Below are 25569 nucleotides of genomic sequence, written 5' to 3' on the forward strand. Positions count from 1 at the left end.
TTTTTGTAATTTCCCTTATATCATAATTACAATAACATACTATTTGGACAGGGGCTATATTTAAATATTTAAAATAATCATTAAATTAGAGAACTCCAATCCCTATAGGAGTTATTTGTCAAAATAAAGCGCGAAAGCACCGAAGCCAATTCGGTGCTTTTCTCATAAAATTGAGGTAAGCGCTTTGTTCGTTTTTATCATCTTAGTTTTTGTTCCGGCGACTTTTTCTCTTCTTTTTCTTCATATTGAACTCGAATAATTGCTCTTCTGGATCTTCGGCCATATTATTAAGCAATAGCGCATCCAACAGTCCCCAGTCACTTATAATATTTCCGGTATTAATCATAAAATCGAATAAAGGATGCAGATCTTCTTTTGGAGATTGTGTATTACTCAAAGGAGATTTTTGGCGAGTTAAGAGATCGGTTTTCAAGTTCTCATTTTTGTCATTAGCTGAAAAGAGCTCTTGAAATACATTGGCGGAGAATTGTTTGCCTAAATGAGAACCATTGAATACATTTCCGGTATTGTGATCTATAAAGGTAATTCCATACAATCTGCCCTGTTCATTTCTTCTGATTACTGTATTGATTCCCTGGTCTATTAAATAAGCTGTAAAATCCTTTTCATTGGAGATTATCGTCTGGGCAGTAGAAATAGTCTGTCTGGTTTTTGCTTTAGTTTCGGGACTGACTATTTTACTCTTTTCAAAATGTGATCGAAGGGCTATAAGTCCCGCCTGTTTTCCAAACAGGGATGCTTTAAATGGATTACCTATTTTAATGCCTCCAGCATCCAGAACACTATAAACTAATCCCTCTTTGACCTCACCTCTATAATCTTTTTTTACATGTTCAGCGGTAATATTGAAAAGTGAAAGAAGAGCATTGTAGCTACCTAGGTTCTGAAAGCTATAATAATCTGGTAGGTAGCGTACAATCGAGGCAATCTGACTTTTTATATTTCCTATGTTATAATCGACAGGATAAAAGGTAAAACCTTCACCACCACTTATCCTTTGATCTGCGGGAGCTAAATGGTATTTTTTTTCAATATGGCGACAAATCTCCATTGATCTTTTCTTCTCAAAAACATCGGATATTTTTATTCCGTTTTCATCGACTGTTGTTGATACAATGTGGATGTGTGTTCTATCAATATCATTGTGCCTAAAAACCACATAGGGTTGATTGGCGTAACCCATTTTGGTCATATATTCATTTGCAATGTTGATAAAGTCTTCATCCGAAACAATATCATGCGGATCTGGATTGAGAGAAATATGGATCGTAGTTTTTTCTGTGTTCTTATTAGCGGCAAGGTATGGCATGAATGAAGCAAATAACTGTCCGGTCGTATAGTTTCCGTCAGGTGTTTGCAGCATATTGTTCATGTGTAAAATCTGGGCATTATCCTGCAATACCTTGCTATGATTATACAGCAGCGCACCATAGATTTTTGAGCCACGTCCTATTTTGGCTATCATAAATTTTGTTTTTTAGCAAGAATTTCGCTATCGAATTTCTTGCTGAGGATCAAAACTTCGCGGCAGATATTAGCCAGTTCTATAGTCAGTCCTTCAAGTTTTCCTATATAAAAGACTGTTTTTTTATCACCGAAATTTGTGTGCAGGATCTTTACGATCTGGTTATAGTTTACCCCGATTGCCCTGAATTGACCAAAAAACTGCGTTAATTTTGTGCAGTAATCCATAGCCCCTTTATCTATAATCACCGAATTTATCTTCCTTTCAAACAATAGAGATACAATAAACTTAGCTTTATTGTCAAGTCCTGATTGATCCAATAATGATAAAAACCTTGCGTTTTCTGTATCCGTGAGACGGAAAACATAACGATGGGTTGCTTTGTCGATTTTGGGTTTTCGACCTCCCTTCCGATTTGCTGTCATATCTTTTTTTCAAAACCTAATTGAAAGCGATGAACATTCAAGCTCATGAGCCATTAAAAACCTAGTTTTTCCTACTGATTCATAAGATATCTAAGACAACATAAAAGGTAAATCCGACTTCGGAGGATTACCCAGCCCTCGGCAGAGCAAGTAGTTTTGGGGCACAAAACGAGTTTTGAGGCACTCAAAACACAACTTGCTCTGTTCTTGGGAACAGATATGAGAAAGAATAGAATAAAGCTCGCATCATAAAGAGCTTTCGGAAACCGTAGGTAAAAAGAGGAAAGGTAGTAAAGCTTCTGCTTTACAGCCCTTACAGTTGCCTTCTTTTGCATAGAGCATGTCGGTAAGAACTATGGTCAATTTACCCTCTTACAAAGCAAGTAATTGTAAAAGCATAAAAGTATTAGGTTTTAAAACCATAAAAGTATAAAAGCATAAAACTATAAAAGCGTAAAAGCATAAAACTGGTAAAATATGAGGTCATAAATAGAGGAAGTTTTTTTACCAGCCTACTATATTTTAAGAACTACATATGATTTACAAATAAGATATGAGCCTTTATGCAAGGTCATTTTTAAACCAGTAATACTGACTATGCATATATTTTACGACGCATCTGTAAACTTAGGTTCTTGCTCTTTGATACAACTATAAAATTAAGAAGCTATAAAATAATATAATATGGAAAAAAAGAAAGAAACCTTAAAGGTAAGCATTTATGCGCAAAAGGGCGGAGTTGGTAAATCGACAATGACGATTCTTCTTGCGAGCGTTTTGCATTATCGTCTTGGATATAATATCGTGGTACTGGATTGCGATTTTCCGCAGCACAGCCTTCTGGGTATGCGCGAAAGAGATAAGCGTACCATTATGGAAAGTGATTTTCATAAGAGGCTGGCCGTAAAGCAATTCCATTCGATCAATAAGAAAGCTTATCCGATCATTAAGTGTAAGGCGGAGAACGCACTTGAAAAAGCCTTTGACTACTGTGAGAGTAGCTCCGTTCAGCCGGATATTATTTTTTTCGATCTCCCCGGAACTGCAAATACGCAGGGTGTTATCGGTGCTTTAAAGGGCATGAACTTTATTTTTTCGCCAATAACCGCAGACCGACTGGTCGTTGAGAGTACATTGGCATTCAGTGAGGTTTTTCTGAAACTTCCCGCACAGAACAAAAATGCCCTTGAACAATCACTGTTTCTATTCTGGAATCAGGTTGATGGCAGGGAAAAGACAGGTCTTTATGATTCTTATCAAACTGTAATAGAGGGATTATCGCTAAAGAGTATGACAACAAGGATCATGGACAGTAAACGGTTTCGGAAAGAAATTGATGACACAGGAAGCTATGTTTTCAAGTCCACGCTGCTGCCTGCCGACTTACAGATTTTGAAAGCTACGCGTGTAGATGAATTTGTTAAAGAATTTTTAAAAATAATTCATATCTGAGATGGCAATAAAGAAAGATCGTAAAGAATTTCAGAAACCCATCATAGATGAGGAGTACCTGATGAACATTATGAGTGGCGATGAGCCTTTACCAGCGGCAAATCCGGAGGAAAGCACCGATAAAGATGTAATTCCCACGCCTAAAGTTGAGAAGTCCAGACCAAGATCCGGAAAAAAAATGGATTACGAAGAACTGTTTCTTGTCAACCGTTTTCTAACCGGGAGGAGTGGAAAGGTTGTCTATATCCGATCGGAATATCACGAACGGCTTCTGCGCATAGTGCAGTTGACACGTGAGGACAAAATAACGCTGTATTCCTATATAGACAATATACTGGAAAATCATTTCCGAGAATATGGGGATGAGATTACTGATTATTTCAATAAAAAATTTAAACCCATTTTATAAAATGAAAAAGCAAAATAGAAAGGTTGAAGTTACTGTTAAAGTTCATCAGCAGGTAACTTATGAAAATGTGAGTTATGAATCGCTTTTCCTTTCAGCTACTTTGATGGAAAAACGTGGCGATAAGAGCATTTATGTCAGCAGCGAGCATCATACCAGATTAGCAAGAATCGCCAATGTAATCGGTGAGGATAAAATACCGTTGTATGCGCTACTGGATAATATATTAAGACATCATTTCACGCTTTTTGAAGAAATGCTCGTCAGGGAGTTCAAGGACAAATCAAAGCCACTTTTTTAAGTCATGGAAACTTTAATACAGACCGTAATATTGTTCTGCCTAATTGTCGTGATTATACTATTACTGGTCGATAAGGTTAGGTTCATAAAACCACAGCGGAAAATATTTCGAAAGGTTGAGCAGATAGCTGAACCGGATGTTATAGGGAAGGTCACAGTTCCTGAAAAAGCAAAAACACCCGTCTGGCTTGCCAATAGGAAAAAGTTAATCGAACAAATGTTGACAAATAAGGCGGATCAGGGCAACGAAGATCCAACCAGAAATGACCTGGAGAAGGAAGATGTCTCCAGTTCTAATATTGAGGAACCTGACGAAACCGATAATATTCCAGCGGATGATGACCGATTTGGGCAGGCAGTTTCTTTAAATGAACTTACAAAAGTTGGGGATCTGTTGAAGCAGGACAATCTGGATGCAGCCCAGGAAAAAGAAACAAGTGATATCCTCCACAAAATGGAGGGAACGGAGTTTCTTGCGATGATGCAACAGTCCATCGATGGGGCTTCGCAGAAGATCGCCAGGCTTTTGGATAAGTCGTTATCGGAAAAGCATAATGTCATTCCGAAAGAGAACCAGAATAATGCTCTCGACAATTTTGATATCGGAGACTTTATCTGATACTGAATTTTTAAGGCACTAATCAGTAATAATAAAAAAAAGGAGCTATGATAGCAAAGGATGATCCCGATTATGTGATCGAAGAATACAAAGGACGGATAATAGCCAGTCATAAAAATAATGTTTCCCAAAAATCAATTGACAACATTATAATCGTTTATGATAAGCTTGATTTTCCTGATTACGGATTTTACATCGGACTTGATGATTCTAAAAGTGCAGGCTACAGGAAAATGGAACCTGTTAATATGGATGATGCCAGAAGTTATATTGATTGGTTAGCAGAAGTGACCAATAAAAAAGACCTCCAGCAAGATGCCTCAGTTTCTGTTCCCGTTCCGATTAAAGAAATTGTGGGCCAGATCTTATCTGAGGTCGCTTTGAGAAGGCTGGAAAATAATGAGGCACAGTCCCCGAGTAAATCCCGGAAAAAGGGTAGAGGGATCTAACTAGATATTCATAAATAATAAAAAGAGTATGGAAGCAAACCTACCTGAAATTGAACTATGCGGTACCAAATTTCAATTTGATATTGATAGATTAGTTTTAATTGAAAAAAATGATCCAAAATAATTTGTTGTTTTTCAACGAAATGCTTGATCATCTTACCCATTACGATTTTTTTTACAGTAAAATAAATAAAAATACTCCTACGGAAAGATCTTTAGGTCCCGCTGATGATATCTTTCATGAATCCGAAAAAAGTAAGGAAGAATTTGCTCAGTCAACAGTAAAAGTAAGCGTTCTAAGAATTGCTGAGATTGATCCGGAAGGTATGATGCGGAAATACGGCTGTAGCGTGGATGACATTAAAAATAAAACTGATTTTGACATCATCGTGGATCAGGAGGTCCTCAGACGAAGGGTATCCGGTGAACGCGTAAAAATTGATATTGCGGGTATAGTTTATGAAATAGATGCTATTGCTAATTCACTTCGACCACTGAACGGCGCTATGGATAGTATCAAATTAACAGCGTATCGGTATGATTATTTTATTGATGATGAAAGTTGCTATTACTTATACTGCAATATGAATGATGGCCATATCGTCGATCTGCTTCGAGATCAAACGGTCGAAAATTCAATAGAGTTTAAAGTTCCGGATCTTACAAACTTAGATCCAATTGCAGTTATCAATAATTTTCATTTCCTTACAGATCTTGAACTATATTATCAGGATCTTAAAATGTTTCATTTTGCCGAACCGTCACAACAGCAGATCAATGGAACCGCTTTATTAAACAGTGATTTTACAGTTAAAAATCCAGATCTGAAGACCTTGATCCAGATCTCAGAAAATGATCCTGATTTTACTCTGCAGGAATACCGAAATTATATTATTGCGAGTAGCAATGACACTGGCTATCCTGCTAAAGACCTGACCATAATCTATGAAAAAAACAACAAACCGTACAATGCACAGGTGATAATTCCTTTTTCTGAACATTCAGCCAGCAATATGAAGCAGTCAGGTGTAAATGAAGCAATGAAACATATTGACAATTTAGTCGATAAAGCGAATAATATATCCAGTAATTCTATATTGAGCAGACTTCTTCCCATTAATAAATATCTTGAACTGTATCATTCGCAAGATCAAATAGAAGCTAAAAAATTATTGATCAAAAATGAAAAATCAGCAATAGAGAATCCCAAGAAAGGGAAGAGGCCAAAATTTTGAAATTAGATAGGAAAATTCAGGAAAAATGGTACCTCAATGTTCTGCAATTCTCCAAATATTTAACGCTACAGTAGAATTTAGCTCAGCAATTAAATTAATAAAAATAATAAAAGCTGAGTTATGGAAAAAGAACTACCGATCTATACAGATCCAGATTACGGAATTGAGTTTATTGTTGATGTGGAGAAATTCGAATTTCGTGAAAGGGCCAACCCCGAAAACCGTTACACATTAGAGGACATGATCGATCTAGGTGAAGAGGGATATCGCTTTGATCATTTCGACAAGATGGGTAGGCAGAACCTGACTATAACTCCTCCTCAGTTTGTTACGCTAGCACCAAAGCAGATGGCAGAGAAATATAATAAGGCTGTTGAGGAAATTCTTTTGCTGACCGATTTTGAGCTCATGGTCGATCAGGTGGCACTGACAAGAAGAATTAAACATGGAGAACTTCCAACGGTTGAAATTGGAGGGCACATCTTTTATGCAGATGCAAGGATTGATCTTTTAAGGCCTAAAGATGTTCTATCAACAATGGGTATACGTTTTGATGATCTGGAGGATTGGTATGTTGAGGATAAAAATGTCTATGCCTTTCCTTACGATCCCAAAAATTTTGAAATAGGAGATCGAGAATGGGATAAAATACTGGACTACCCCATAGATTTAATTTTTGTTGAAATTCCTTATTCAAGAACCCTTGATCCGGTGGGATGGAACCGAAGAAATGGATGGGAGGAGATGGAAGGTTTGAAAGAAACGGGCCTCAGACTTGACTTTAAGGCCGAGTTGGTGCCGTGGAATAAATCTGGAATTGATGAAATTATCTCGGAAAATAGACTTAAACAGCCGATCAGGGAAGCAGTTAAAGACAATGAAAAGAAAGAACATAAGAAAAGGCGGAAATTATAGGAACATTGAGGTTATTGCTTTACTCGAAAAGTTAAAAACCTGAATGACAATTAATGCAGGAATCAGTTGAGCACTGATTCCTGCATTAGAAAGATCAACAAAATATGAAATCCTAACTACAATCCTAGAAAGATGAATATTGTAGTCTTTCTTCTTCAAGATCAAGACGCATCAGATGTTTTTTTATTATATCCTCATCCAGATCTTTGTATTCTGCATTTTTTTTCAGCAGCCAACGTCTTTGAAATTCTAAAAGATCTATATAGAGATTTTTGGACGGAGCAGTTCGGCATACATTTTCGACATCATTATATTTTTTCTCCCACTTTGCTACCATGTTCATGACATGGGGATAATCCTGGATTTTATCACCGTATTTGTCCTGGAGGTAATGGACAGTTTCCGCTGTCATTTCCTTAAAAAGACTGGCGCTGATCTGTTCTTCGGACATTTCGTTTTCTTCGGAAGGTAAGTTCAGTTTTTTAATGAGAAGGGGGAGAGTTAATCCCTGAACAACAAGAGTTAATAGGATGACTACAAAAGTGACAAATAAAATGAGGCTTCTTTCCGGGAAAAGCTGACCGTTATCCATATAAACCGGAATAGAAAGTGCTGCAGCTAAAGAAACCACTCCGCGCATCCCTGACCAGCCAAAGAAAACCGGGAATTGCCATCCGTGGTTCTGGGCAGCTGCGACCGTCGTAAATTTTCTTGCAATGAATGTCGCAATTACGGCGGCATAAGAAGAGATAAACCGGATAAGTATTACAACGCCGGTAATCAAGACACCATATCCGATAGCTTTTGAAATGCTTACATTTTCAAGCTCTGCAATAATCTGGGGAAGGTCAAGACCGATCATCATAAAGACTGTACCGTTTAGTATAAAGCCCAGGCAGTTCCAGACACTTATTGTCCGTAATCTGGAAGAACTGCTCAAAAACTTATGCTGGTTATAGGACAGAAACAGTCCTCCCGATACAACAGACAATACACCGGAAGCGTGAGTTTCTTCAGCCGCAAGGTACATAATGTAGGGAGCAATGAGCGTTAAAATGGTATCTATATTAACATCTGTATCCAGTTTTTTATGTACTTCCATAAAGATTTTTCCTGTCAGAATACCAATTCCCACGCCACCGATCACCATCCAGAAAAAGCTTCCCAAAGCTTCATACCAAACAAAATGTCCGGTCATTACTGCGGCTATGGCAAAATGAAATATGATCAATGACGAGGCATCATTCAGTAGGCTTTCGCCCTCCAGAATAGCGGCGGAACTTTTGGGTATTTTCACATTTTTAAGAATTGCCCCCGCACTTACGGCATCCGGCGGCGATACAATTCCACCCAATAAAAAACCCAGGGCCAGGGTAAAACCGGGAATAAAATACCAAGCGGTAACTCCAACTGCGAAGGCAGTGAAGAATACAACCAAAAAGGCAAAACTGCTGATAATCCTGCGCCATTTCCACAGCTCTTTCCATGAAATATTCCATGCTGATTCGTAGAGCAGGGGAGGTAGGAATATAATGAAAATTAGCTCGGGATCAATTGTTATAACCGGGACACTGGGAATGAAGCTAACAGCTAATCCTGCCAATACCAGTAAAATAGGATAAGCGATCCTGATCTTTCTTGCCAGAATAATCAAAAGAGTAATCAATACTGCAAGGATCAGATAAAAAATAAATTTTTCTTCCATTTTGCAAAAATAATATTCCTAAACTTGATCGTATAGAAGTATCCTACAACTAATTCAACACTATATAGAATTGCACATTAAAATAATGTGCAATTCTATATAGTGCAGCGTTATTGCATCTTTGTATGATATATTTAGCGGGATCTAAGCCCCTCAGTATCGTTAAAAACTATCGGATGCGAATACTTAGATATAGATGAACTGTCTATAGAGACCGTCTAATTGAAGGCGGATTTCATCTGTCAGTTTTTCATCATGATCGTCTGATGCAGCAACAAGCTGACGTTCCAGTTCAGTTATCCTTTCGCAGAGCTCCTCAAGATTCTTACAAAAAGCTTCTGTGTGGGTGAAGTTTTTTCCTTCGCGGGGTTCCTCCGCATTTGGTCTACGGCTGGAGGAAACGGGAGAAACATGATTTTCTTCGTTGAAAGCAATTTGGCGTTTTCGGCGACTTTCGGTTTCGTCAATAGCTGCCTTCATTGCCGGGGTGATCTTGTCGGCATACATAATAGCTTTTCCGTTGACATTACGTGCTACACGGCCAATCATCTGTATAAGTGCACTTGCTGACCGCAGAAATCCAGCCCTGTCAGCATCAAGTATTGCAATCAGTGAAGCCTCCGGAATGTCGAGTCCCTCCCGCAACAGACTGATACCTATCAGGATGTCGAATTCTCCGGCTCTGAGATCATTGAGAATTTCAGTTCTTTCTAAGGTCTTAAAATCCGAGTGTAGATATCTCACGCGGAAACCTTCACTCTGGATATAGCCACTGAGTTCTTCGGCGGCGGCTTTTGTCAGCGTGGTGATCAAAACACGGTTGCCCGAATCCACACATTTTTTTATTTCGCCCAGCAGATCGTCAATATCATTTGCTGATGGCCGTACCTCCACAATGGGATCGAGAAGTCCAGTGGGTCTGACAACCTGTTCAACAACGCGGTCCTCTGAAACTTTCAGCTCATAATTACCGGGGGTGGCCGAAACAAATATAGTCTGCGGTTTGATCTTCTCAAATTCTTCAAAACTAAGGGGATGGTTGTTTTTTGATGAAGGAAGTCTAAAACCATAATCTATCAGGGTATCTTTACGCGCCTGATCGCCCTTGTACATTGCCGAAATCTGCGGAATCATGACGTGTGATTCATCTATAAACAGAAGGCCATCCTTCGGTAAATAATCCAGAAGGGTAACGGGTGGCAGTTTGGTATCACGGCCACTAAAAAAGCTTGCGTAGTTCTCCATACCAGAACAGTATCCGGCAGTACGGAGCATTTCCACATCATCGGTAATACGCTGGTAAAGACGGTCAGCTTCTTCCAGTCTATTTTCGTTGTTGAGCTGTGCAACACGCTCATCAAGTTCGGTCATAATCTGGTCCGCTGCTGCTGTTGCCTGTATTTTTGAAGGTGCAAATAGAGTTTTGGGCGACACTGAATACGCTGTTATATCTTCAAGCTCTTTGCCTGAAGCGGCATCAATAAACTTTAGTGAAGTGATTATCCCGTAACTAAGAACGATTTGTATGGCCCTGTATTCTGAATCAGCGGGAAAAATTTTTATGATATCTCCTTCGATCCGGTAGTTACCACGTTTCAGGGCACGTTCCGTACGGCTGTACTGTAAATGTGCCAGGCCCTGCTCCAGCTGGTCTATCTGAACTGTCATTCCCAGCGACAGGCGAACCTGTAATGCGCTATAATCGCTGGGTGCTCCAAGCCCATAAATGGACGAAACCGATGCGACCACAATAGTATCCCTGCGTTCAATAAGGGATTTTGTGGTGGAAAGGCGGAGTCTTTCCAAATGCTCGTTGATGGAAGAGTCTTTTTCAACGAAACGGTCACTGCCGGGCAGATACATCTCAGGCTGAAAATAATCGTAATATGAGACAAAAAACTCAACAGCATTCTCTGGGAAAAATTGCTTCATTTCATCATATAGCTGAGCAGTCAAGGTCTTGTTAGGTGCAAGAATCAAGGTCGGACGCTTTAGCTGATGGATAATGTTGGCCATTGTAAAGGTCTTTCCTGAACCTGTGATACCTTTGAGTGTCTGGTGGGTAGCTCCAGATTCAATTCCCGAAACAAGTCTTGCGATAGCATCCGGCTGGTCTCCTGCTGGAATATACTTTGAGTGCAATATAAAAAGGCCTTTTGACATAAGTTTCCTGTTAGTTGGTTGTAACACAAATATAATTAAAAAACTGATTCACGGTTTGCCGGTGTTCCGGGAAAATCAATGTTTCATTGATCCGCAAACTAAACCTCCGGAATTTAATGTTTGACCAGCAGGTGTAAAATAGTTTGGTAAGGCCATAATGTGCGTTGGACTGTTATTGATCAGGCACAGTTACCTTTTTTCTGGGTTCAGCGACACCACTCCCTATACAATACAGTATTATTAAAATATAACCCGCTCTTTTACAGTGGTCAGGAAGGTCGCAAATGTATATTATATAATGTTATATGTATAATATCAGGCGTCTCAGGCAGCATAACTTTGTATTATCAAATCAGAGGATCGGGTGATAAAATATCCTTACTACAGAAAATGGAAGAGAATAGTTCAATAAATAATTTAAATATAATCCTGGATGAAATTAAAGCGATTTCATCAGTACTGAATCCGGTATCGCTACAGACACTGGAGTACAATTTAAAGAAAGCGGACCGTATATTTTTTGCAGGTGCCGGACGTACCGGTTTAGCACTGAAGATGGCTGCCATGAGATTTATGCATCTAGGCTTAAATGTATATGTTGTGGGTGAAACAACTACGCCCGCCATCTTAAAGGACGATCTTCTGCTGGTAGGCTCCGGTTCTGGAAGCACGCCGACACTTGTAATCGCCGCTGAAAAGGCAAAAAAACAACATGCAACTGTTATTGGCATTACAGCGGATTCGAATAGCAAAATTGCTAGCCTTTCAGACCATGTGGTGCTTGTTAACGCGGCGGTGAAGACGGACTTTGGAGAATCAGCGTCCCGTCAGTATGCCGGAAGTCTCTTTGAACAGTCTGTCCTTTTGGTCCTTGATGCTGTATTTATGACACTGTGGAGAGATTCAGGCCTGACAAAAGAGGAACTCTGGCCGAAACATGCCAATCTTGAATAACGAGAAATACAATTAAATAAATATTAAAATTTTATATTATGACTAAGTTACAAGTAGCGATTGACTTATTGACTACAGAAGCAGCCCTTGATTTGGCTGCAAAAGTATCACCTTATGTGGATATCATCGAGCTGGGAACACCTTTAATCAAAGCTGAAGGTCTAAAAGTGATCACCGCAATGAAATCCGCGCATCCCGATAAATTGGTCTTTGCGGATCTGAAAACAGCTGATACAGGTGCATTAGAAGCAGAAATGGCATTCAATGCAGGTGCGGATCTGGTAACCGTAATGGGTGCTGTTGATGATTCCACGATCAAAGGTGCGGTAGAAGCAGCAAAAAAAGCCGGTAAAAAAGTAGTAGTTGATACGATCGGTGTAAAAGACCGTGTACAACGTGCCAAAGAAGTTACAGCCTTTGGTGTGGCATTTGTTGAATTGCATGCTGGCCTTGATGAACAGGCGCAGCCGGGTTATAACGTGCAAAAACTTATCGGTGAGGGCCGCGAGGCACAGGTTCCTTTTTCGATTGCCGGTGGTGTAAATCTTGACACGATTAAAGATGTCGTGGCTGCTGGTGCAGCAGTAGCTGTTGCCGGAGGAGCCATCTATGGTGCCCAGGATCCAGCTGCAGCAGCTAAAGCCCTGAAAGAAGCCATCACAGCATAAATCAGAAAGTCGGATTATCCTTCGAAGTCTTCTCTGTACTAACAGGGAAGACTTTATTCTACGAATCAAATCTGCTCAATTTTTAACTGTAGTGAAGAATGATATAAATAGAATATTTAAAGATTTAGAAAATGAAGACATATAATTTTGGTATAGTAGGCCTGGGTGTGATGGGCCGAAATTTATTGCTCAATATGGCGGATCATGGATTTGCTGTGGCCGGGCTGGATATGGATCAGGAGAAGGCAGGTTCATTGCAGAATGAAGCACAGAAAGACCATCAGATTTTTGCAACCGTTGATCCGGAATCCTTTGTTAAATCTCTGGAAAGTCCGAGAGCAATAATGCTCCTTGTTCCTGCGGGTTCTGCTGTTGACGGGGCAATAGGAACTTTACTTCCCTTGCTGGATGAGGGCGATATAATAATCGATGGGGGCAATACCTATTTTTCTGATACCGACAGGAGGTATCAGGAACTTTCGTCAAAGGGAATCCACTTTTTTGGTATGGGAATCTCAGGTGGTGAGAGCGGGGCCAGAAGGGGGCCGAGTATGATGCCCGGAGGTGATAAGGTAGCTTATGAGCGATTACGCCCCATTTTTGAAGCAATTGCTGCAAAAGTTGATGATGCACCATGCGTTGAATTTTTGGGTAACGGCTCAGCGGGCAACTATGTGAAGATGGTTCATAACGGTATAGAATATGGAATTATGCAGCTTATTGCAGAGACCTATGATATAATGAAGAATGTCTATCATCTGGAGCATGAAGTGATACAGGAATCATTTGAACAGTGGAACAGGGAAGAACTGAATTCCTTTCTCATTGAAATTACCGGAGCTATTCTAAAGCGAAAAGAAGAGAATACTTTCCTGGTGGATCTGATTTCAGACTGGGCTAAATCCAAAGGGACAGGTAAATGGACATCTCAAAATGCAATGGATCTTCAGGTGCCCGTACCTGTGATCGACGCTGCTGTGAATATGCGGGACATGTCCAAATATAAATTGGAAAGGATTCAGGCATCGAAGCTGCTGACCTGGCAAAATACGTCAAAAGTTGATCCTGTTGATCTGGAACATCTGAAGGCCGGTCTTTATTTCGCGATTATTAGCACATACGCACAGGGGCTTGCCCAGCTTAGGATGGCATCTGATACCTATGGTTATGGATTGAATCTGGAGACCGTGTGTAAAATCTGGCGTGGGGGCTGTATCATCCGTGCGACACTTCTGGAAGACTTCCGAAAGGTGTTCGCTTTACAGCCGGATCTTGCAAATATTCTACTTGACAGGGAGATTGCTGCCAAGTTAAATGCATCACAGGCAGGTATCCGGTCCATCATTCGGGATGCCATTCAGAATGGTACACCTGTTTCGGCATGGATGAATGCACTGTCATATTTCGATTCTTACCGTGCAGAAAATTTGCCTACGAACCTTATTCAGGCACAACGGGATTTTTTTGGAGCGCATACTTATGAAAGAACTGATAAGGAAGGCGTATTCCATACCCGTTGGGAATCTTAAAATTAAATAAAATGAAAAATAATGATAAAAAGCCAACCTCGATCGTAGTTTTTGGGGCAACAGGAGATTTGGCGAAAAGAAAATTATTTCCTGCATTTTTCAATCTGTTCCTGGAGGGTTGGTTGCCCGAGGAATTTGAAGTTCTTTCACTGGGAAGAACGGAACAGACACAGGAAGAATTCAGGAATTATATCCTTGAAAATATCAGGACATTTTCAAGAATCCAAAAATTCTCCCAGGAACAATGGAATAATTTCAGTGAGAAAATTAAATTTATCAGATTTGATATAACACAGGAGGAATCTTTTATCCGGTTGAAAAATGAACTTGATACCATTGATGTAAACTTGGGGATCAGATCCAACCGTCTGTTTTACCTTTCGGTGGCACCCAGTTTTATTGAAACGGTATCGAATAGCTTAAAAAATGCAGGTCTGACCGAGAATGTTGATCAGGACAGGATGATCATTGAAAAACCTTTTGGGTATGATAAGGCTTCGGCCGTAGCGCTCAATAAGCTCCTTTCGCAGACTTTTAAGGAGGAGCAGATCTACCGGATCGATCATTACCTTGGAAAGGAGAATGTACAGAATATCCTGGCTTTCCGTTTTGGAAATACCATTTTTGAACCATTGTGGAATAATAATTATATCGATTCTGTACAGATTACCGTTGCGGAGACTGTCGGCGTTGAAGACCGGGGCGGATACTATGATGGGTCAGGGGCTCTCCGTGATATGATCCAGAACCATTTGATGCAGATTCTCTGCATGATTGCCATGGAAGCTCCCGCTGCATTTGAATCGTCAGAGATCAGGGACCGTAAAGTAGACGTGCTCAAAAGTGTCAGAAGGATCAACCTTGAGGATATCGGACATTATACGGTAAGAGCACAGTATACCGAGGGAGAGATTGACGGTAAAAAGAAATCTGGCTATTTGGAAGAACCCGGAGTGAATCCAAAGTCAAATACCGAAACATATGTTGCGATGAAGTTTTACATTGACAATGAACGCTGGCGCGGGGTACCGTTCTATATGCGGACGGGCAAGCGCATGCAGGAAAAAAAATCTTCCATCGTGATCAGTTTCAAAGACGTCCCGTGCACGACATTTCGAGATGATCTGAATATGCTGTTCCCCAATAAACTGGTGATCAATATCCAGCCAGAAATGGACGTCAGGCTGTCGTTCATGACCAAAAAACCAGGTCTGGACATGAAGCTGAAACCGGCTGAAATGGTATTCGACTATTTTGAATGTTCATCGGAAACTCCTGAAGCTTATGAAACCTTACTCCTGGATGCTCTTGACGGGGATTCTACTCTTTTTATGCGTTCGGATCAGGTGGAGGAGGCCTGGGATGTTATCTCCAATATTCAGACCGCCTGGGAAAGCGGAAATTCGCCAAAGATGGACACGTATGCTGCTGGAAGTGCGGGGCCTGCAGCTGCGGATGATTTATTGAAGAGACAGGGGCATCACTGGTTATCTACTTCTGCCGAAAAATTTAAAAAGGAACAAGATGCTTAATATATTTGCGACCACAGAAGAAATTTTCAAAGAAGCTGCAGCGGTTTTTATCAGTTCTGCAAATGAAGCGATTATGCAGAAAGGATATTTTGCTGTTGCACTGACAGGCGGATCTTCACCGGAAGGCCTGTATAGGTTACTATCGGAAGATCAGTATAAAAACCAGATCGACTGGACCAAAGTACTGATCTTCTGGGGAGATGAAAGGTGGGTGCCACTTGACAATGACCTGAGCAATGCCAGGATGTCCTATGAGCAGCTCTTGGACAGAGTGCCTGTTCGGCCGGTCAATGTCTTTCCCATGTACCGGGACGGTATAACAGCAGAGGATTTCGCTGCTGTATATAATGTATTATTAAAAGAAATGCTGGGAAGTGATGGCAGAATGGATCTCATCCTTCTTGGCATGGGACAAGATGGGCATACTGCCTCGTTGTTTCCGGGAACCGTGGCGCTGGATGAAAAAGAAAATTGGGTCACTGCGTATTATCTGGAACAGCAGCAGATGTACAGGATTACACTGACGGCCCCTTTTCTTAACAGGGCACGAAAACTGCTCGTGATCGCTTTTGGAGAAACGAAGGCAGAAGCTCTCAAAGAGGTTATCGAGGGGCCTTATAACCCCAGAATATACCCGGCACAATTGCTTGCGCCATCTCAGGGAGAATTATTATTTTTGGTAGACAAAAAAGCAGCCAAATATTTGCACGGCAATATTTAATATAAAAAATAAATATGATCACACATCATCTGAAAGATATTCAGCATAATTCTGAAAGGGCAATCACGCCCTTTCATATTTTTGAATTGGACAGGAATGCACTGGAGGAATATAGGGAACCGCATACAAAAGACCATTTTTGTCTATTATTTGTTAAAAAAGGCAAAATGAAAATGCAGGTGGAGGACCGCCGGTACGATGTGACCGAAAATAATATCTGTGTTATATTTCCTGGACAGCTATCATCAAAAGAACAGATCAGCAGTAACTTTGAGGGCAAGATGATCCTGTTTGATGAAGTGCTGTTCTGTTCGGATATCCTTAAAAATGAGCTGAGTATTTACAATCACAACATTTCTGTCAAACTCAATCATATTGAACTGCCCGTAGCGGAGACCAAGGAAGTAGAGTTGCTGTTGGATCAGATAGAAAAATTATACCATGACCTGACATCGGTAAAGAAAGAACAGGCACGGTTTTACATCAAGATAACGTTACTTAAATTGGTCGAGTTTGTCCACACGAAGTGGGACAAGAATAAACTGACCAATGAAAATACAAAACTCTATGGGAAATTTTTAGAATTACTGGAGCGGCATTACAAGACAGAACGTACAGTAAGCTGGTATGCGGAAAAATTGCTTATTTCACCAAAAAAATTAAATGAGATCACCAAGAAAACCGCGGGGCTGACCTCGATCGAAACCATCCACGCAAGGATCATGAATGAGATCAAGCAGCTGTTGCTGCTCTCCAGCTATTCCCATAAGGAAATTGCTTTCGAACTTGGCTTCAACTCACCCGCTGCACTTAACAAGTTTGTTAAGGCTAAGCTTGATGAAACACCCACGGACCTGCAGCAGCAATTGGCGCAAATGTATAAGACATAGGTATAAGTTGGTTGCGTGACCGCCGGAGAATTGAACTAGGTTTGTAACATAAATCTTAAACATATGTTACCAACGGTTAATTTAAAAGATACAGCGGCTTTTCAGAAGCTTACGGCACATTTCCAGATGATAAAAGATGTGCAGATCCGCAATTTATTTATAGAAGATCCCCATCGGTTCTCCACGTTTTCAGTGCAATGGGGCGATATACTGTTTGATTATTCAAAAAACAGAATTACAGAAGAGACGCTGAACCTTTTGCTGGAGCTGGCAAAAGAGGTGAAACTAGACCAGGCGATTGATAAAATGTTCGCTGGAGACAAGATCAATGCAACGGAGGGCAGGCCTGTTCTGCATACAGCACTGCGCCAGCCAAAAAATGCGGTAGTTACTGTTGATGGAGTGAATATCATACCCCAGGTTCATGAAGTACTGGACCAGATGAAAAATTTCACACAGGATGTACTTTCGGGAAGCTGGACTGGATATACGGGAAAGGCGATAACTGATGTTGTCAATATTGGGATCGGTGGGTCAGATCTCGGCCCCGTCATGGTAACGGAGGCTTTAAAAGCATATAAAACGCCTCTGAATCTGCATTTTGTATCGAATGTCGATGGTACGCACATTTCTGAGGTCTTCAAGCAAGTGAATCCTGAAACCACACTTTTTCTTATTGCTTCCAAAACATTTACCACCCAGGAAACCATGGCCAATGCCCATAGTGCGCGTTCTTGGCTGCTTGAGGCGGGGGCTGAAATAAAAGATATCGAAAAACATTTTGTTGCGCTGAGCACGAATGAAGCTGAGGTGGAAAAGTTCGGAATCAATACGCGTAATATGTTTGTGTTCTGGGACTGGGTAGGGGGAAGATATTCATTATGGTCCTCAATAGGTCTGTCCATCAGTCTTGGAATAGGGTATGCTAATTTCCAGGCGTTATTGGAGGGTGCCCATGAGGCCGACGAGCATTTTCAGCATATTCCCTTTGAAAAGAATATTCCCGTAATCATGGCTCTTTTGGGGATCTGGTATATCAATTTTTATGGTGCTGAGACCTTGGGTATTTTTTCGTATGATCAATACCTGCACCGTTTTGCTGCCTATTTTCAACAGGGGGATATGGAAAGCAATGGTAAATATATCGACCGTAACGGTCATATTGTTGATTATCAGACAGGACCTATAGTCTGGGGCGAACCCGGCACCAATGGACAGCATGCGTTTTATCAGTTACTTCATCAGGGGACGAAGCTGATACCTGCGGATTTCATCGCGCCTGCTCAGAGTTTAAATCCGCTGGGAGAACATCATAAAATACTATTGTCCAATTTTTTTGCGCAGACCGAAGCACTGATGAACGGAAAATCGGCGGAGGAAGTGATAACCGAACTGCAGGGATCAGGAAAATCAGCTGATGAAATCGAGCAGCAGCGTAAATACAAGGTATTTCAGGGAAACCGTCCGACAAATTCATTTTTGCTGAAAAAGATAACGCCAAAATCATTGGGTAAACTGATCGCTCTTTATGAACATAAAATTTTTGTGCAAGGGGTCATCTGGAACATTTTCAGCTTTGATCAATGGGGCGTTGAACTTGGTAAACAATTAGCTAATGCTATCTTACCTGAACTTCAGGAGGATCACCAGGTTCAGGGCCACGACTCATCTACCAATGGGTTGATCAATCAATATAAGTCCTGGCGCTGATTCAGGATAGGTTTTACTCCGAGTATAAAAAGCAGAAGTTTATTACTTCTGCTTTTTATACTTAATACAGTACCAAATATGCTGTATGTCAGTGATTAAATGTATAACAATGAATGTTGTGTTCCGTGTGAAGTATTTGATTTTCAATAGTATAATGGTAGTTGTCTGCCTTTTTGTTTTAATTTCAGTTGTTTATTCATAAGGGAGCAAATGTATATCATATAATATTCAATGTATAACATCAGCCTCTGTCATTGCAGTAATTTTGTATAAGAAATTTAAAATAAAAATATGAGCAAGTTATTTGTTGCCAGCGAAGTATTTCACGGAGCTGGAAGTTTATCAGAATTAAAGAACCTTTCAGGAAAGAAAGCGATCATTGTAACTGGTGGACAATCAATGAAAAGAAGTGGGACCTTAGATAGAGCACTTTCCTATTTAAACGAAGCAGGACTTAAAACTGCTGTTTTTGACGGTGTTGAAGAAGATCCGTCTTCGGAAACAAGTCTTAAGGGAGCTGCAGTGATGCGTGATTTTAAACCGGACTGGATTGTTGGTCTTGGGGGCTGTTCTGCAATCGATGCGGCAAAAATGATGTGGGTCTTCTATGAATATCCCGATGCCGATTTTGAGGCAATGACAAAACCTTTCACTGTTCCGACATTACGCCAGAAGGCTAAATTTGTAGCGATCCCTTCTACAAGTGGTACAGGAACAGAAACAACAGGTCTGGCGGTTATCACTGATAGAGAAAAGGGGGTGAAGTATCCGATCGTTTCTTACGAGTTAACTCCGGATATCGCAATTGTAGATGGAGAAATATGTGCTTCAATGCCGGCTCACATCACATCAAATACGGGGCTGGATGCTTTGACACATTGTGTGGAAGCCTATGTGTCGAATATTGAAGACAACTATGCAGATGTACTGGCAAAAGGAGGTCTGGAAATTGTTTTTCAGAATCTGGAAGAAGCGGTGAATAATCCGGGCAATATCAAGGCTCGTCAAAACATGCACGATGCTTCATTTATGGGAGGTTTAGCTTTTAATAATGCGTGGTTGGGTATTGTACACTCATTATCGCATCAAGTTGGCGCCCTTTATGGTATTCCCCATGGTGCAGCCAACGCGATATTCCTTCCAAATGTGATCCGTTACAATCAGACAGCAACAAGCAGATACCCTGATCTGGCCAAAATTGTTGGCAGGACATCAGCAGAGGAGCTGGCTCAGGAAATTGAGAAACTTAGAGCGTCTGTCAATAACATAGGTTCACTTAAAGCATTCGGTATTTCCCGTGAAGACTGGGAGAAAAATCTGGATTTCATCAGCAAAAATGCTTTAGAAGATCCATGTACAGGTTTCAATCCGCGTAAACCGACTTTACAGGACTTAAAAGATCTTTACAATGCTTCTTTTGAAGGCGATATCTATCAGAATTAAACAAGTTTGATAAAGAAAGTGGTTTACCCTTTAATTTAGGGTGGATCACTTTCCTCCATTTGATATTTTGGAGCTATATTTATTAAATTGGAATCGGAAATTCTTATTTTGAATTGTATAGTAATAATAATGTTAAATAGAAAATCCCATGATTATAAACCGCAGAGTTCCATTTAAATTTCTATTAAATGAAATTAAGGTACAATTGTTTACAGTTGCCCTTCTGGGGGTTACTTTTGGTCTATTACCATATTATTTACCAGATTATGCGCCGGATATTTCCATTCAGATAGCGACAACATTGGGTATTGCGATCTCGATTCTGTTATCGTATAAAATCAACCAGTCCTATAACCGGTGGTGGGAAGCCCGTACCATTTGGGGAGCAATCGTAAATGACAGCCGTTCTCTGATCCTGCAGCTCCAGCTTTATGTGAAAACTGAAAACGTAGATGTGGCTAAAATTTCCCATTATCAGATTGGCTGGTGCAGAGCCTTAGAAAGATCATTGAGGCGGCAGGATATTTGGCCTGTTCTGGAAGATTTGCTCAGCGAAGAGGAAATTAAAAAGCTCCAAGAACATTCAAATGTTCCCCTTGCGATCAGTCAATTACAGAATGGATGCTTGAAAAAACTTTATGATGAAAAGCTGCTGAATGAATTTGCTCTGCTTCAGATAGAAAAAACATTAAATGATCTGGTAGCATCGATGGGGAGGGCAGAGCGGATTAAAAATACCGTTTTTCCACCCACATTTGGGCAGATATTGCATGCCGCCATCTATTTGTTTGCCGTTTTTCTGAGTCTGTCATCCTCGTTCCACTTAAACATTGTGCTGCAGGTTGTCATTCTTATTTCGGTTTCGATGATGTTTTTTTTCTTGGAAATGCTAGCGCATAGGCTTCAGGATCCTTTCAGCAACAGCCCTACGGATACGCCTATGACCGCACTTTCACGAACGATAGAGATCAATATCCGTCAACTATTAAATGAGAAGGAAATCCCAGATCCGATTGAGCCGCAGGGATTTTATCTTATGTAACCTTAAAGCATTATTTTATGAAAATTTTTGGTAAAAATACAGAAGGCTCTAATAAGAGAGGCCTTTCAGATCAAAGTCCAAGCGAACAGAATTTCGAGGGTTTTTTACGTGTCAGGGGAGCCAAGGAACACAATCTAAAAGATGTTGATGTCGATATTCCGAGAAATAAACTTGTCGTGTTTACGGGGATATCGGGTTCCGGTAAATCTTCTCTTGCATTCGGTACGATCTATGCGGAAGCACAGCGAAGATATCTGGAATCAGTTTCACCCTATGCAAGACGTTTATTTAATCAAATGAATGTTCCGGAAGTCAGTGCCATTCATGGACTGCCTCCGGCTGTTGCCCTGCAACAGAGTAGGGGAGGAACTACCGTCCGCTCTACAGTGGGAAGTGTAACGACTATTTCCAATTTATTGCGGATGTTATATTCCCGGGCAGGGGATTATCCGCCAAAACAGTCTATCATCTATGCAGAAGGATTTTCTCCAAATACGCCGGAAGGAGCATGTCCTGTATGCCATGGTATCGGACGCATCTACGATGTCACAGAAAAATCGATGGTACCGGATGATTCCCTGACAATACGTGAACGGGCTGTGGCTGCCTGGCCATCGGCTTGGCAAGGGCAAAATCTCCGGGAGATTTTGATGACTTTAGGATTTGATGTCGATAAGCCGTGGAAGGATCTGCCGAAAAAAGACCGGGACTGGATACTGTTTACCGATGAAACACCTACAGTACCCGTGTATTCAGGGCTGTCTGCGGCGGAGGTAAACCGCGCAGTGAAAATGAAATTGCCGCCAAGCTATATGGGAACTTTTACCGGTGCCAAACGCTATGTTCTGCAAACATTTGCAAATACCAACAGTCAGATGATGAAGAGACGGGTATCACAGTATATGCTGAATACGGAATGTTCGGAATGTCACGGAAAGAGATTAAAAAAAGAATCTTTGGCTGTAAAATTTGAGGGATTCGACATCGCTGATCTATCCAATCAGTCGTTATCTCAGCTGATGGCTATTTTTACCCCATATGCGGAAGGTAGATTTTTATCTAAAGATAAGGATAAACATCCTGAGAAAGCGATCGTTGCCCAAAATATTGCGATAGATCTTGTTGCCCGGTTAAAAATCATGATTGATCTCGGTCTGGGCTATCTTTCGCTGGAGCGGAGCACGCCAAGTATTTCTCCCGGCGAATTACAGCGGTTAAGGCTGGCGACACAGGTACACTCTAATCTGTTTGGGGTAATTTACGTTCTGGATGAACCCTCAGCGGGTCTTCATCCTGCAGATACAGAAGCCTTGTTGGCTGTTTTGATAAAATTGAAAGATGCGGGCAATTCAATGTTTATCGTAGAGCATGAGGTTGATATTATCCGGCATTGTGACTGGGTTGTGGATGTTGGGCCACAGGCGGGAGCCAATGGCGGAGAGATATTATATAGCGGTCCTCTGGAAGGACTACAATCTGTAGAACGGTCGGTAACTCGTCATTATATTGATCCGGTTCCTGTTACCAAAGAGGTTGTCAGGACAGCTGAGCACTGGCTGCGAGCAAGTAATATCACCAGAAATAATATCCAAAACCTGGATGTGTCAATTCCCTTGGGCGTTCTCACCAGTATTACAGGTACTTCAGGGTCAGGTAAAAGCAGTCTGGTAAGTCAGGCACTGGTAGACCTGATATCGGATTATTTGGGACAGGATATGGAGGAAAGCAGCGATGAACAGCCTGAACTGTCACAGGAAACCAATATTCATACTTCAGGTGTTATCACAAACGGCATGGAACACATCAAACGGCTGGTAAGAGTTGACCAAAAGCCAATCGGCAGAACACCACGTTCAAATCTGGCAACTTATACGGGGCTGTTTGACAGGGTAAGGCAATTATTTGCTGAAACTGAGCTAGCTAAAAAAAGGAAATATGATGTGGGACGTTTTTCTTTTAATGTAGCGAAGGGACGATGTGCACACTGCAAAGGAGAAGGGTTTGTTATGGTAGAACTGTTATTCCTTCCCAGTGTTTATACACCATGTCCGACCTGTAAGGGAACCCGGTATAATGAGAAAACACTGGAAGTAAAGTATGACGATAAAAATATTGCCGAAGTTTTGGACATGACTGTGGATCAGGCCTGGGATTTTTTCAGCAGCGACAGGTCTTTAAGGCAAAGTCTTGAAGTCCTCAGACAGGTCGGTTTGGGTTATATACGTCTTGGACAGCCGGCCACTGAATTATCCGGGGGAGAAGCACAGCGTATCAAATTGGCATCGGAACTGCAGCGTACCCAAAAAGGGAAAACCTTGTACGTTTTGGACGAACCAACGACAGGACTGCATCCGTCTGATGTGGAAAAATTGATAGGTCAGCTGAATTTTTTGGTTGATGCCGGAAATACCGTGATTACGGTTGAACATGATATGCATGTTGTGGCTTCCAGTGACTGGGTGATAGATCTTGGACCCGGTGCGGGTAAAGATGGCGGAAAGATAATTGCTGAAGGAGCTCCCAGGGATGTAGCTAAGAATAAGCAAAGCAAAACAGCTAAATATTTGGCTGCCTATGTTTAAAAAATGAAAATTAAAGGACGAAATGTCCGCTATTAACAAAATAAATATGTCGTATGAATACAGACGTAATTGGACTCATTGCAGGTGTCTTAACTTCATTTGCAATGATGCCCCAATTGATAAAGGTGATAAGAACCAGAAATGCGGATGACATTTCAATCTTAACACTTATTGTTTTACTTTCAGGCCTTTCCCTGTGGGTCTGGTATGGAATCATGAAACAAGATTGGCAAATCATCCTATCGAATGCCTTTGCCGTTCTGGTCAATTTATCCCTCCTGGCTTACTGTATTATTTCCAGAAAGTGATTTAACAGGTGCAGATCCGAAATGTATGGCACACTGCGATCAAATCTGGCGGCTGCGAAAATTGGGATTAAGTAAATTTTATTTGGTCAATAGTAAATATATAAAGACTTAAGTATGAAATCTTATCGGATAACTCCCGTAAATTTAAGCGACAGTTCTAAATTGGATTCCAGACTGGAGCACCGGAGGACTTTTAATCTTCCGAACTGTGAGCTCAACATATTTGAAACATTTCATAAAAGTGACAATGTAATACTTTCATATAGTGGTGGATTGGTGGTTTCAAGTATGATGAGAGGTAAAAAAGTGATGTCCGTGGAGGGTCAGGAGGCATTTGACTTTTTGCCCGGTCAAAGTGTGATCCTTCCTGACGGACTAACCATGAATGTAGGTTTTCCAGACGCAGATGAAAATCGTCCCGTGCAATGTATCACTCTGACGCTGGACTGGGATACTGTTCACAAAAATCTTGACTATCTAAATGAGAGATATTCAAATCATCAGGCACCTTTTGAATGGAAACTTGATTTTTCGCATCAGCATTTCGAGAATAGCATGCAGCTGGTAGCAAGTCTCAATAAACTTGTTAACCTTAGTATGGAGGAAGGTTTTGCAAAAGAGGCAATTGCGGACCTGTCTCTTAAAGTACTTCTATTAAGGCTTCTTCAGACCCAGAACCGTTTGTCAGTGAACAGCAATCAATCAATGTATGACAATCGAATTCAACCGGCAATCAATTATGTGCATAAGCATCTTACGGAAAAAATAACTGTTGAAAAGATGGCAAGAGAATGCTGTTTGAGCCAATCATCTTTTTATCAATATTTTAAAAATATACTGGGCATAACTCCTTTGGAATTTGTTCTGCGCACGCGCATAAACCATGCAAAAAAAATAATGGCAGACAGTTCCGTTACTGTGACCGAAGCCTGTTATGCATCAGGTTTTAATAATGTGAATCATTTCATTAAAATTTTTAAAAGGCTTGAAGGGCTTTCTCCGGGCCAATATAGACACTGATTAACGCAAAGTGCG

At 40.9% G+C, this 25569-nt stretch carries 23 protein-coding genes; 19 read left to right on the plus strand and 4 right to left on the minus strand.

Annotation, left to right across the window (positions count from 1 at the left end; translation table 11 throughout):
- Positions 1-202: 202 nt before the first annotated feature.
- A complete protein-coding gene (mobB, locus tag ACMA47_RS22990) occupies positions 203-1486 on the minus strand; it encodes a conjugal transfer protein MobB (protein WP_413931646.1) in 1284 nt (427 codons plus the stop codon).
- Entirely contained in the window at positions 1483-1911 is a 429-nt protein-coding gene (gene mobA, locus ACMA47_RS22995; RefSeq protein ID WP_413931647.1) for a conjugal transfer protein MobA, read from the minus strand. The genes mobB and mobA overlap by 4 nt, the downstream gene beginning before the upstream one ends.
- A gap of 684 nt (positions 1912-2595) precedes the next feature.
- Between mobA and ACMA47_RS23000 the strand changes: the two genes are divergently transcribed.
- The 7 genes from ACMA47_RS23000 to ACMA47_RS23030 all read left to right on the plus strand — a co-directional run bounded on the left by ACMA47_RS23000 (position 2596) and on the right by ACMA47_RS23030 (position 7287).
- Positions 2596-3363 (plus strand): P-loop NTPase, encoded by a 768-nt coding sequence (locus ACMA47_RS23000; RefSeq protein ID WP_413931648.1) that lies wholly within the window; start codon positions 2596-2598, stop codon positions 3361-3363.
- Between the two features lies 1 nt (position 3364).
- Entirely contained in the window at positions 3365-3772 is a 408-nt protein-coding gene (locus ACMA47_RS23005; protein ID WP_413931649.1) for a DUF3408 domain-containing protein, read from the plus strand.
- Between the two features lies 1 nt (position 3773).
- Positions 3774-4070, plus strand: a complete 297-nt coding sequence (locus tag ACMA47_RS23010) for a DUF3408 domain-containing protein (RefSeq protein ID WP_413931650.1) — start codon at positions 3774-3776, stop codon at positions 4068-4070.
- A 216-nt stretch (positions 4071-4286) separates the two neighbouring features.
- Positions 4287-4688, plus strand: a complete 402-nt coding sequence (locus tag ACMA47_RS23015; protein WP_413931651.1) for a hypothetical protein — start codon at positions 4287-4289, stop codon at positions 4686-4688.
- Between the two features lie 47 nt (positions 4689-4735).
- The gene (locus ACMA47_RS23020) at positions 4736-5137 is read left to right on the plus strand and encodes a hypothetical protein (RefSeq protein WP_413931652.1); all 402 of its coding nucleotides are present in this window, start codon (positions 4736-4738) and stop codon (positions 5135-5137) included.
- Positions 5138-5247: 110 nt separating this feature from the next.
- Positions 5248-6372: a hypothetical protein gene (locus ACMA47_RS23025; RefSeq protein WP_413931653.1), complete on the plus strand. Its 1125-nt coding sequence runs from the start codon at positions 5248-5250 to the stop codon at positions 6370-6372.
- Between the two features lie 120 nt (positions 6373-6492).
- Positions 6493-7287: a hypothetical protein gene (locus ACMA47_RS23030; RefSeq protein ID WP_413931654.1), complete on the plus strand. Its 795-nt coding sequence runs from the start codon at positions 6493-6495 to the stop codon at positions 7285-7287.
- 124 nt (positions 7288-7411) lie between these two features.
- Here ACMA47_RS23030 and ACMA47_RS23035 read toward each other — a convergent pair whose 3' ends face one another.
- Both ACMA47_RS23035 and uvrB read right to left on the minus strand, forming a co-directional pair.
- Positions 7412-8992, minus strand: a complete 1581-nt coding sequence (locus tag ACMA47_RS23035) for a Na+/H+ antiporter (RefSeq protein ID WP_123865829.1) — start codon at positions 8990-8992, stop codon at positions 7412-7414.
- A 186-nt stretch (positions 8993-9178) separates the two neighbouring features.
- Entirely contained in the window at positions 9179-11155 is a 1977-nt protein-coding gene (uvrB, locus tag ACMA47_RS23040; RefSeq protein WP_413931655.1) for an excinuclease ABC subunit UvrB, read from the minus strand.
- Between the two features lie 390 nt (positions 11156-11545).
- Here uvrB and hxlB point away from each other — a divergent pair, with 390 nt between their 5' ends.
- The 12 genes from hxlB to ACMA47_RS23100 all read left to right on the plus strand — a co-directional run bounded on the left by hxlB (position 11546) and on the right by ACMA47_RS23100 (position 25554).
- Positions 11546-12109 carry a 6-phospho-3-hexuloisomerase gene (gene hxlB / locus ACMA47_RS23045; protein ID WP_413931656.1) on the plus strand — a complete coding sequence of 188 codons (564 nt, stop codon included), beginning with the start codon at positions 11546-11548 and terminating at the stop codon, positions 12107-12109.
- Between the two features lie 38 nt (positions 12110-12147).
- Complete coding sequence (gene hxlA / locus ACMA47_RS23050; RefSeq protein WP_061084748.1) at positions 12148-12777, plus strand: 3-hexulose-6-phosphate synthase; 630 nt, start codon at positions 12148-12150, stop codon at positions 12775-12777.
- 131 nt (positions 12778-12908) lie between these two features.
- On the plus strand, positions 12909-14306 hold the full coding sequence (gndA, locus tag ACMA47_RS23055; RefSeq protein WP_413931657.1) for an NADP-dependent phosphogluconate dehydrogenase: 1398 nt from the start codon (positions 12909-12911) through the stop codon (positions 14304-14306).
- A gap of 11 nt (positions 14307-14317) precedes the next feature.
- Complete coding sequence (zwf, locus tag ACMA47_RS23060) at positions 14318-15838, plus strand: glucose-6-phosphate dehydrogenase (RefSeq protein ID WP_214588894.1); 1521 nt, start codon at positions 14318-14320, stop codon at positions 15836-15838.
- On the plus strand, positions 15831-16559 hold the full coding sequence (gene pgl / locus ACMA47_RS23065; RefSeq protein ID WP_413931658.1) for a 6-phosphogluconolactonase: 729 nt from the start codon (positions 15831-15833) through the stop codon (positions 16557-16559). Before zwf ends, pgl begins: the two co-directional genes overlap by 8 nt.
- 14 nt (positions 16560-16573) lie before the next feature.
- The gene (locus tag ACMA47_RS23070) at positions 16574-17449 is read left to right on the plus strand and encodes an AraC family transcriptional regulator (RefSeq protein ID WP_061084744.1); all 876 of its coding nucleotides are present in this window, start codon (positions 16574-16576) and stop codon (positions 17447-17449) included.
- Positions 17450-17512: 63 nt separating this feature from the next.
- Entirely contained in the window at positions 17513-19159 is a 1647-nt protein-coding gene (gene pgi, locus ACMA47_RS23075) for a glucose-6-phosphate isomerase (RefSeq protein WP_413931659.1), read from the plus strand.
- Positions 19160-19450: 291 nt separating this feature from the next.
- Complete coding sequence (locus tag ACMA47_RS23080) at positions 19451-20602, plus strand: iron-containing alcohol dehydrogenase (protein ID WP_413931660.1); 1152 nt, start codon at positions 19451-19453, stop codon at positions 20600-20602.
- Positions 20603-20750: 148 nt separating this feature from the next.
- Positions 20751-21644, plus strand: a complete 894-nt coding sequence (locus tag ACMA47_RS23085) for a bestrophin family protein (RefSeq protein ID WP_123870229.1) — start codon at positions 20751-20753, stop codon at positions 21642-21644.
- A gap of 17 nt (positions 21645-21661) precedes the next feature.
- The gene (gene uvrA / locus ACMA47_RS23090) at positions 21662-24226 is read left to right on the plus strand and encodes an excinuclease ABC subunit UvrA (protein ID WP_413931661.1); all 2565 of its coding nucleotides are present in this window, start codon (positions 21662-21664) and stop codon (positions 24224-24226) included.
- 53 nt (positions 24227-24279) lie between these two features.
- Positions 24280-24534 carry a SemiSWEET transporter gene (locus tag ACMA47_RS23095; protein ID WP_027374815.1) on the plus strand — a complete coding sequence of 85 codons (255 nt, stop codon included), beginning with the start codon at positions 24280-24282 and terminating at the stop codon, positions 24532-24534.
- Between the two features lie 114 nt (positions 24535-24648).
- Positions 24649-25554: a helix-turn-helix domain-containing protein gene (locus ACMA47_RS23100; RefSeq protein WP_413931662.1), complete on the plus strand. Its 906-nt coding sequence runs from the start codon at positions 24649-24651 to the stop codon at positions 25552-25554.
- Positions 25555-25569: the final 15 nt, after the last annotated feature.

Source organism: Chryseobacterium sp. T20 (genome assembly GCF_047345655.1).
Lineage (GTDB): Bacteria > Bacteroidota > Bacteroidia > Flavobacteriales > Weeksellaceae > Chryseobacterium.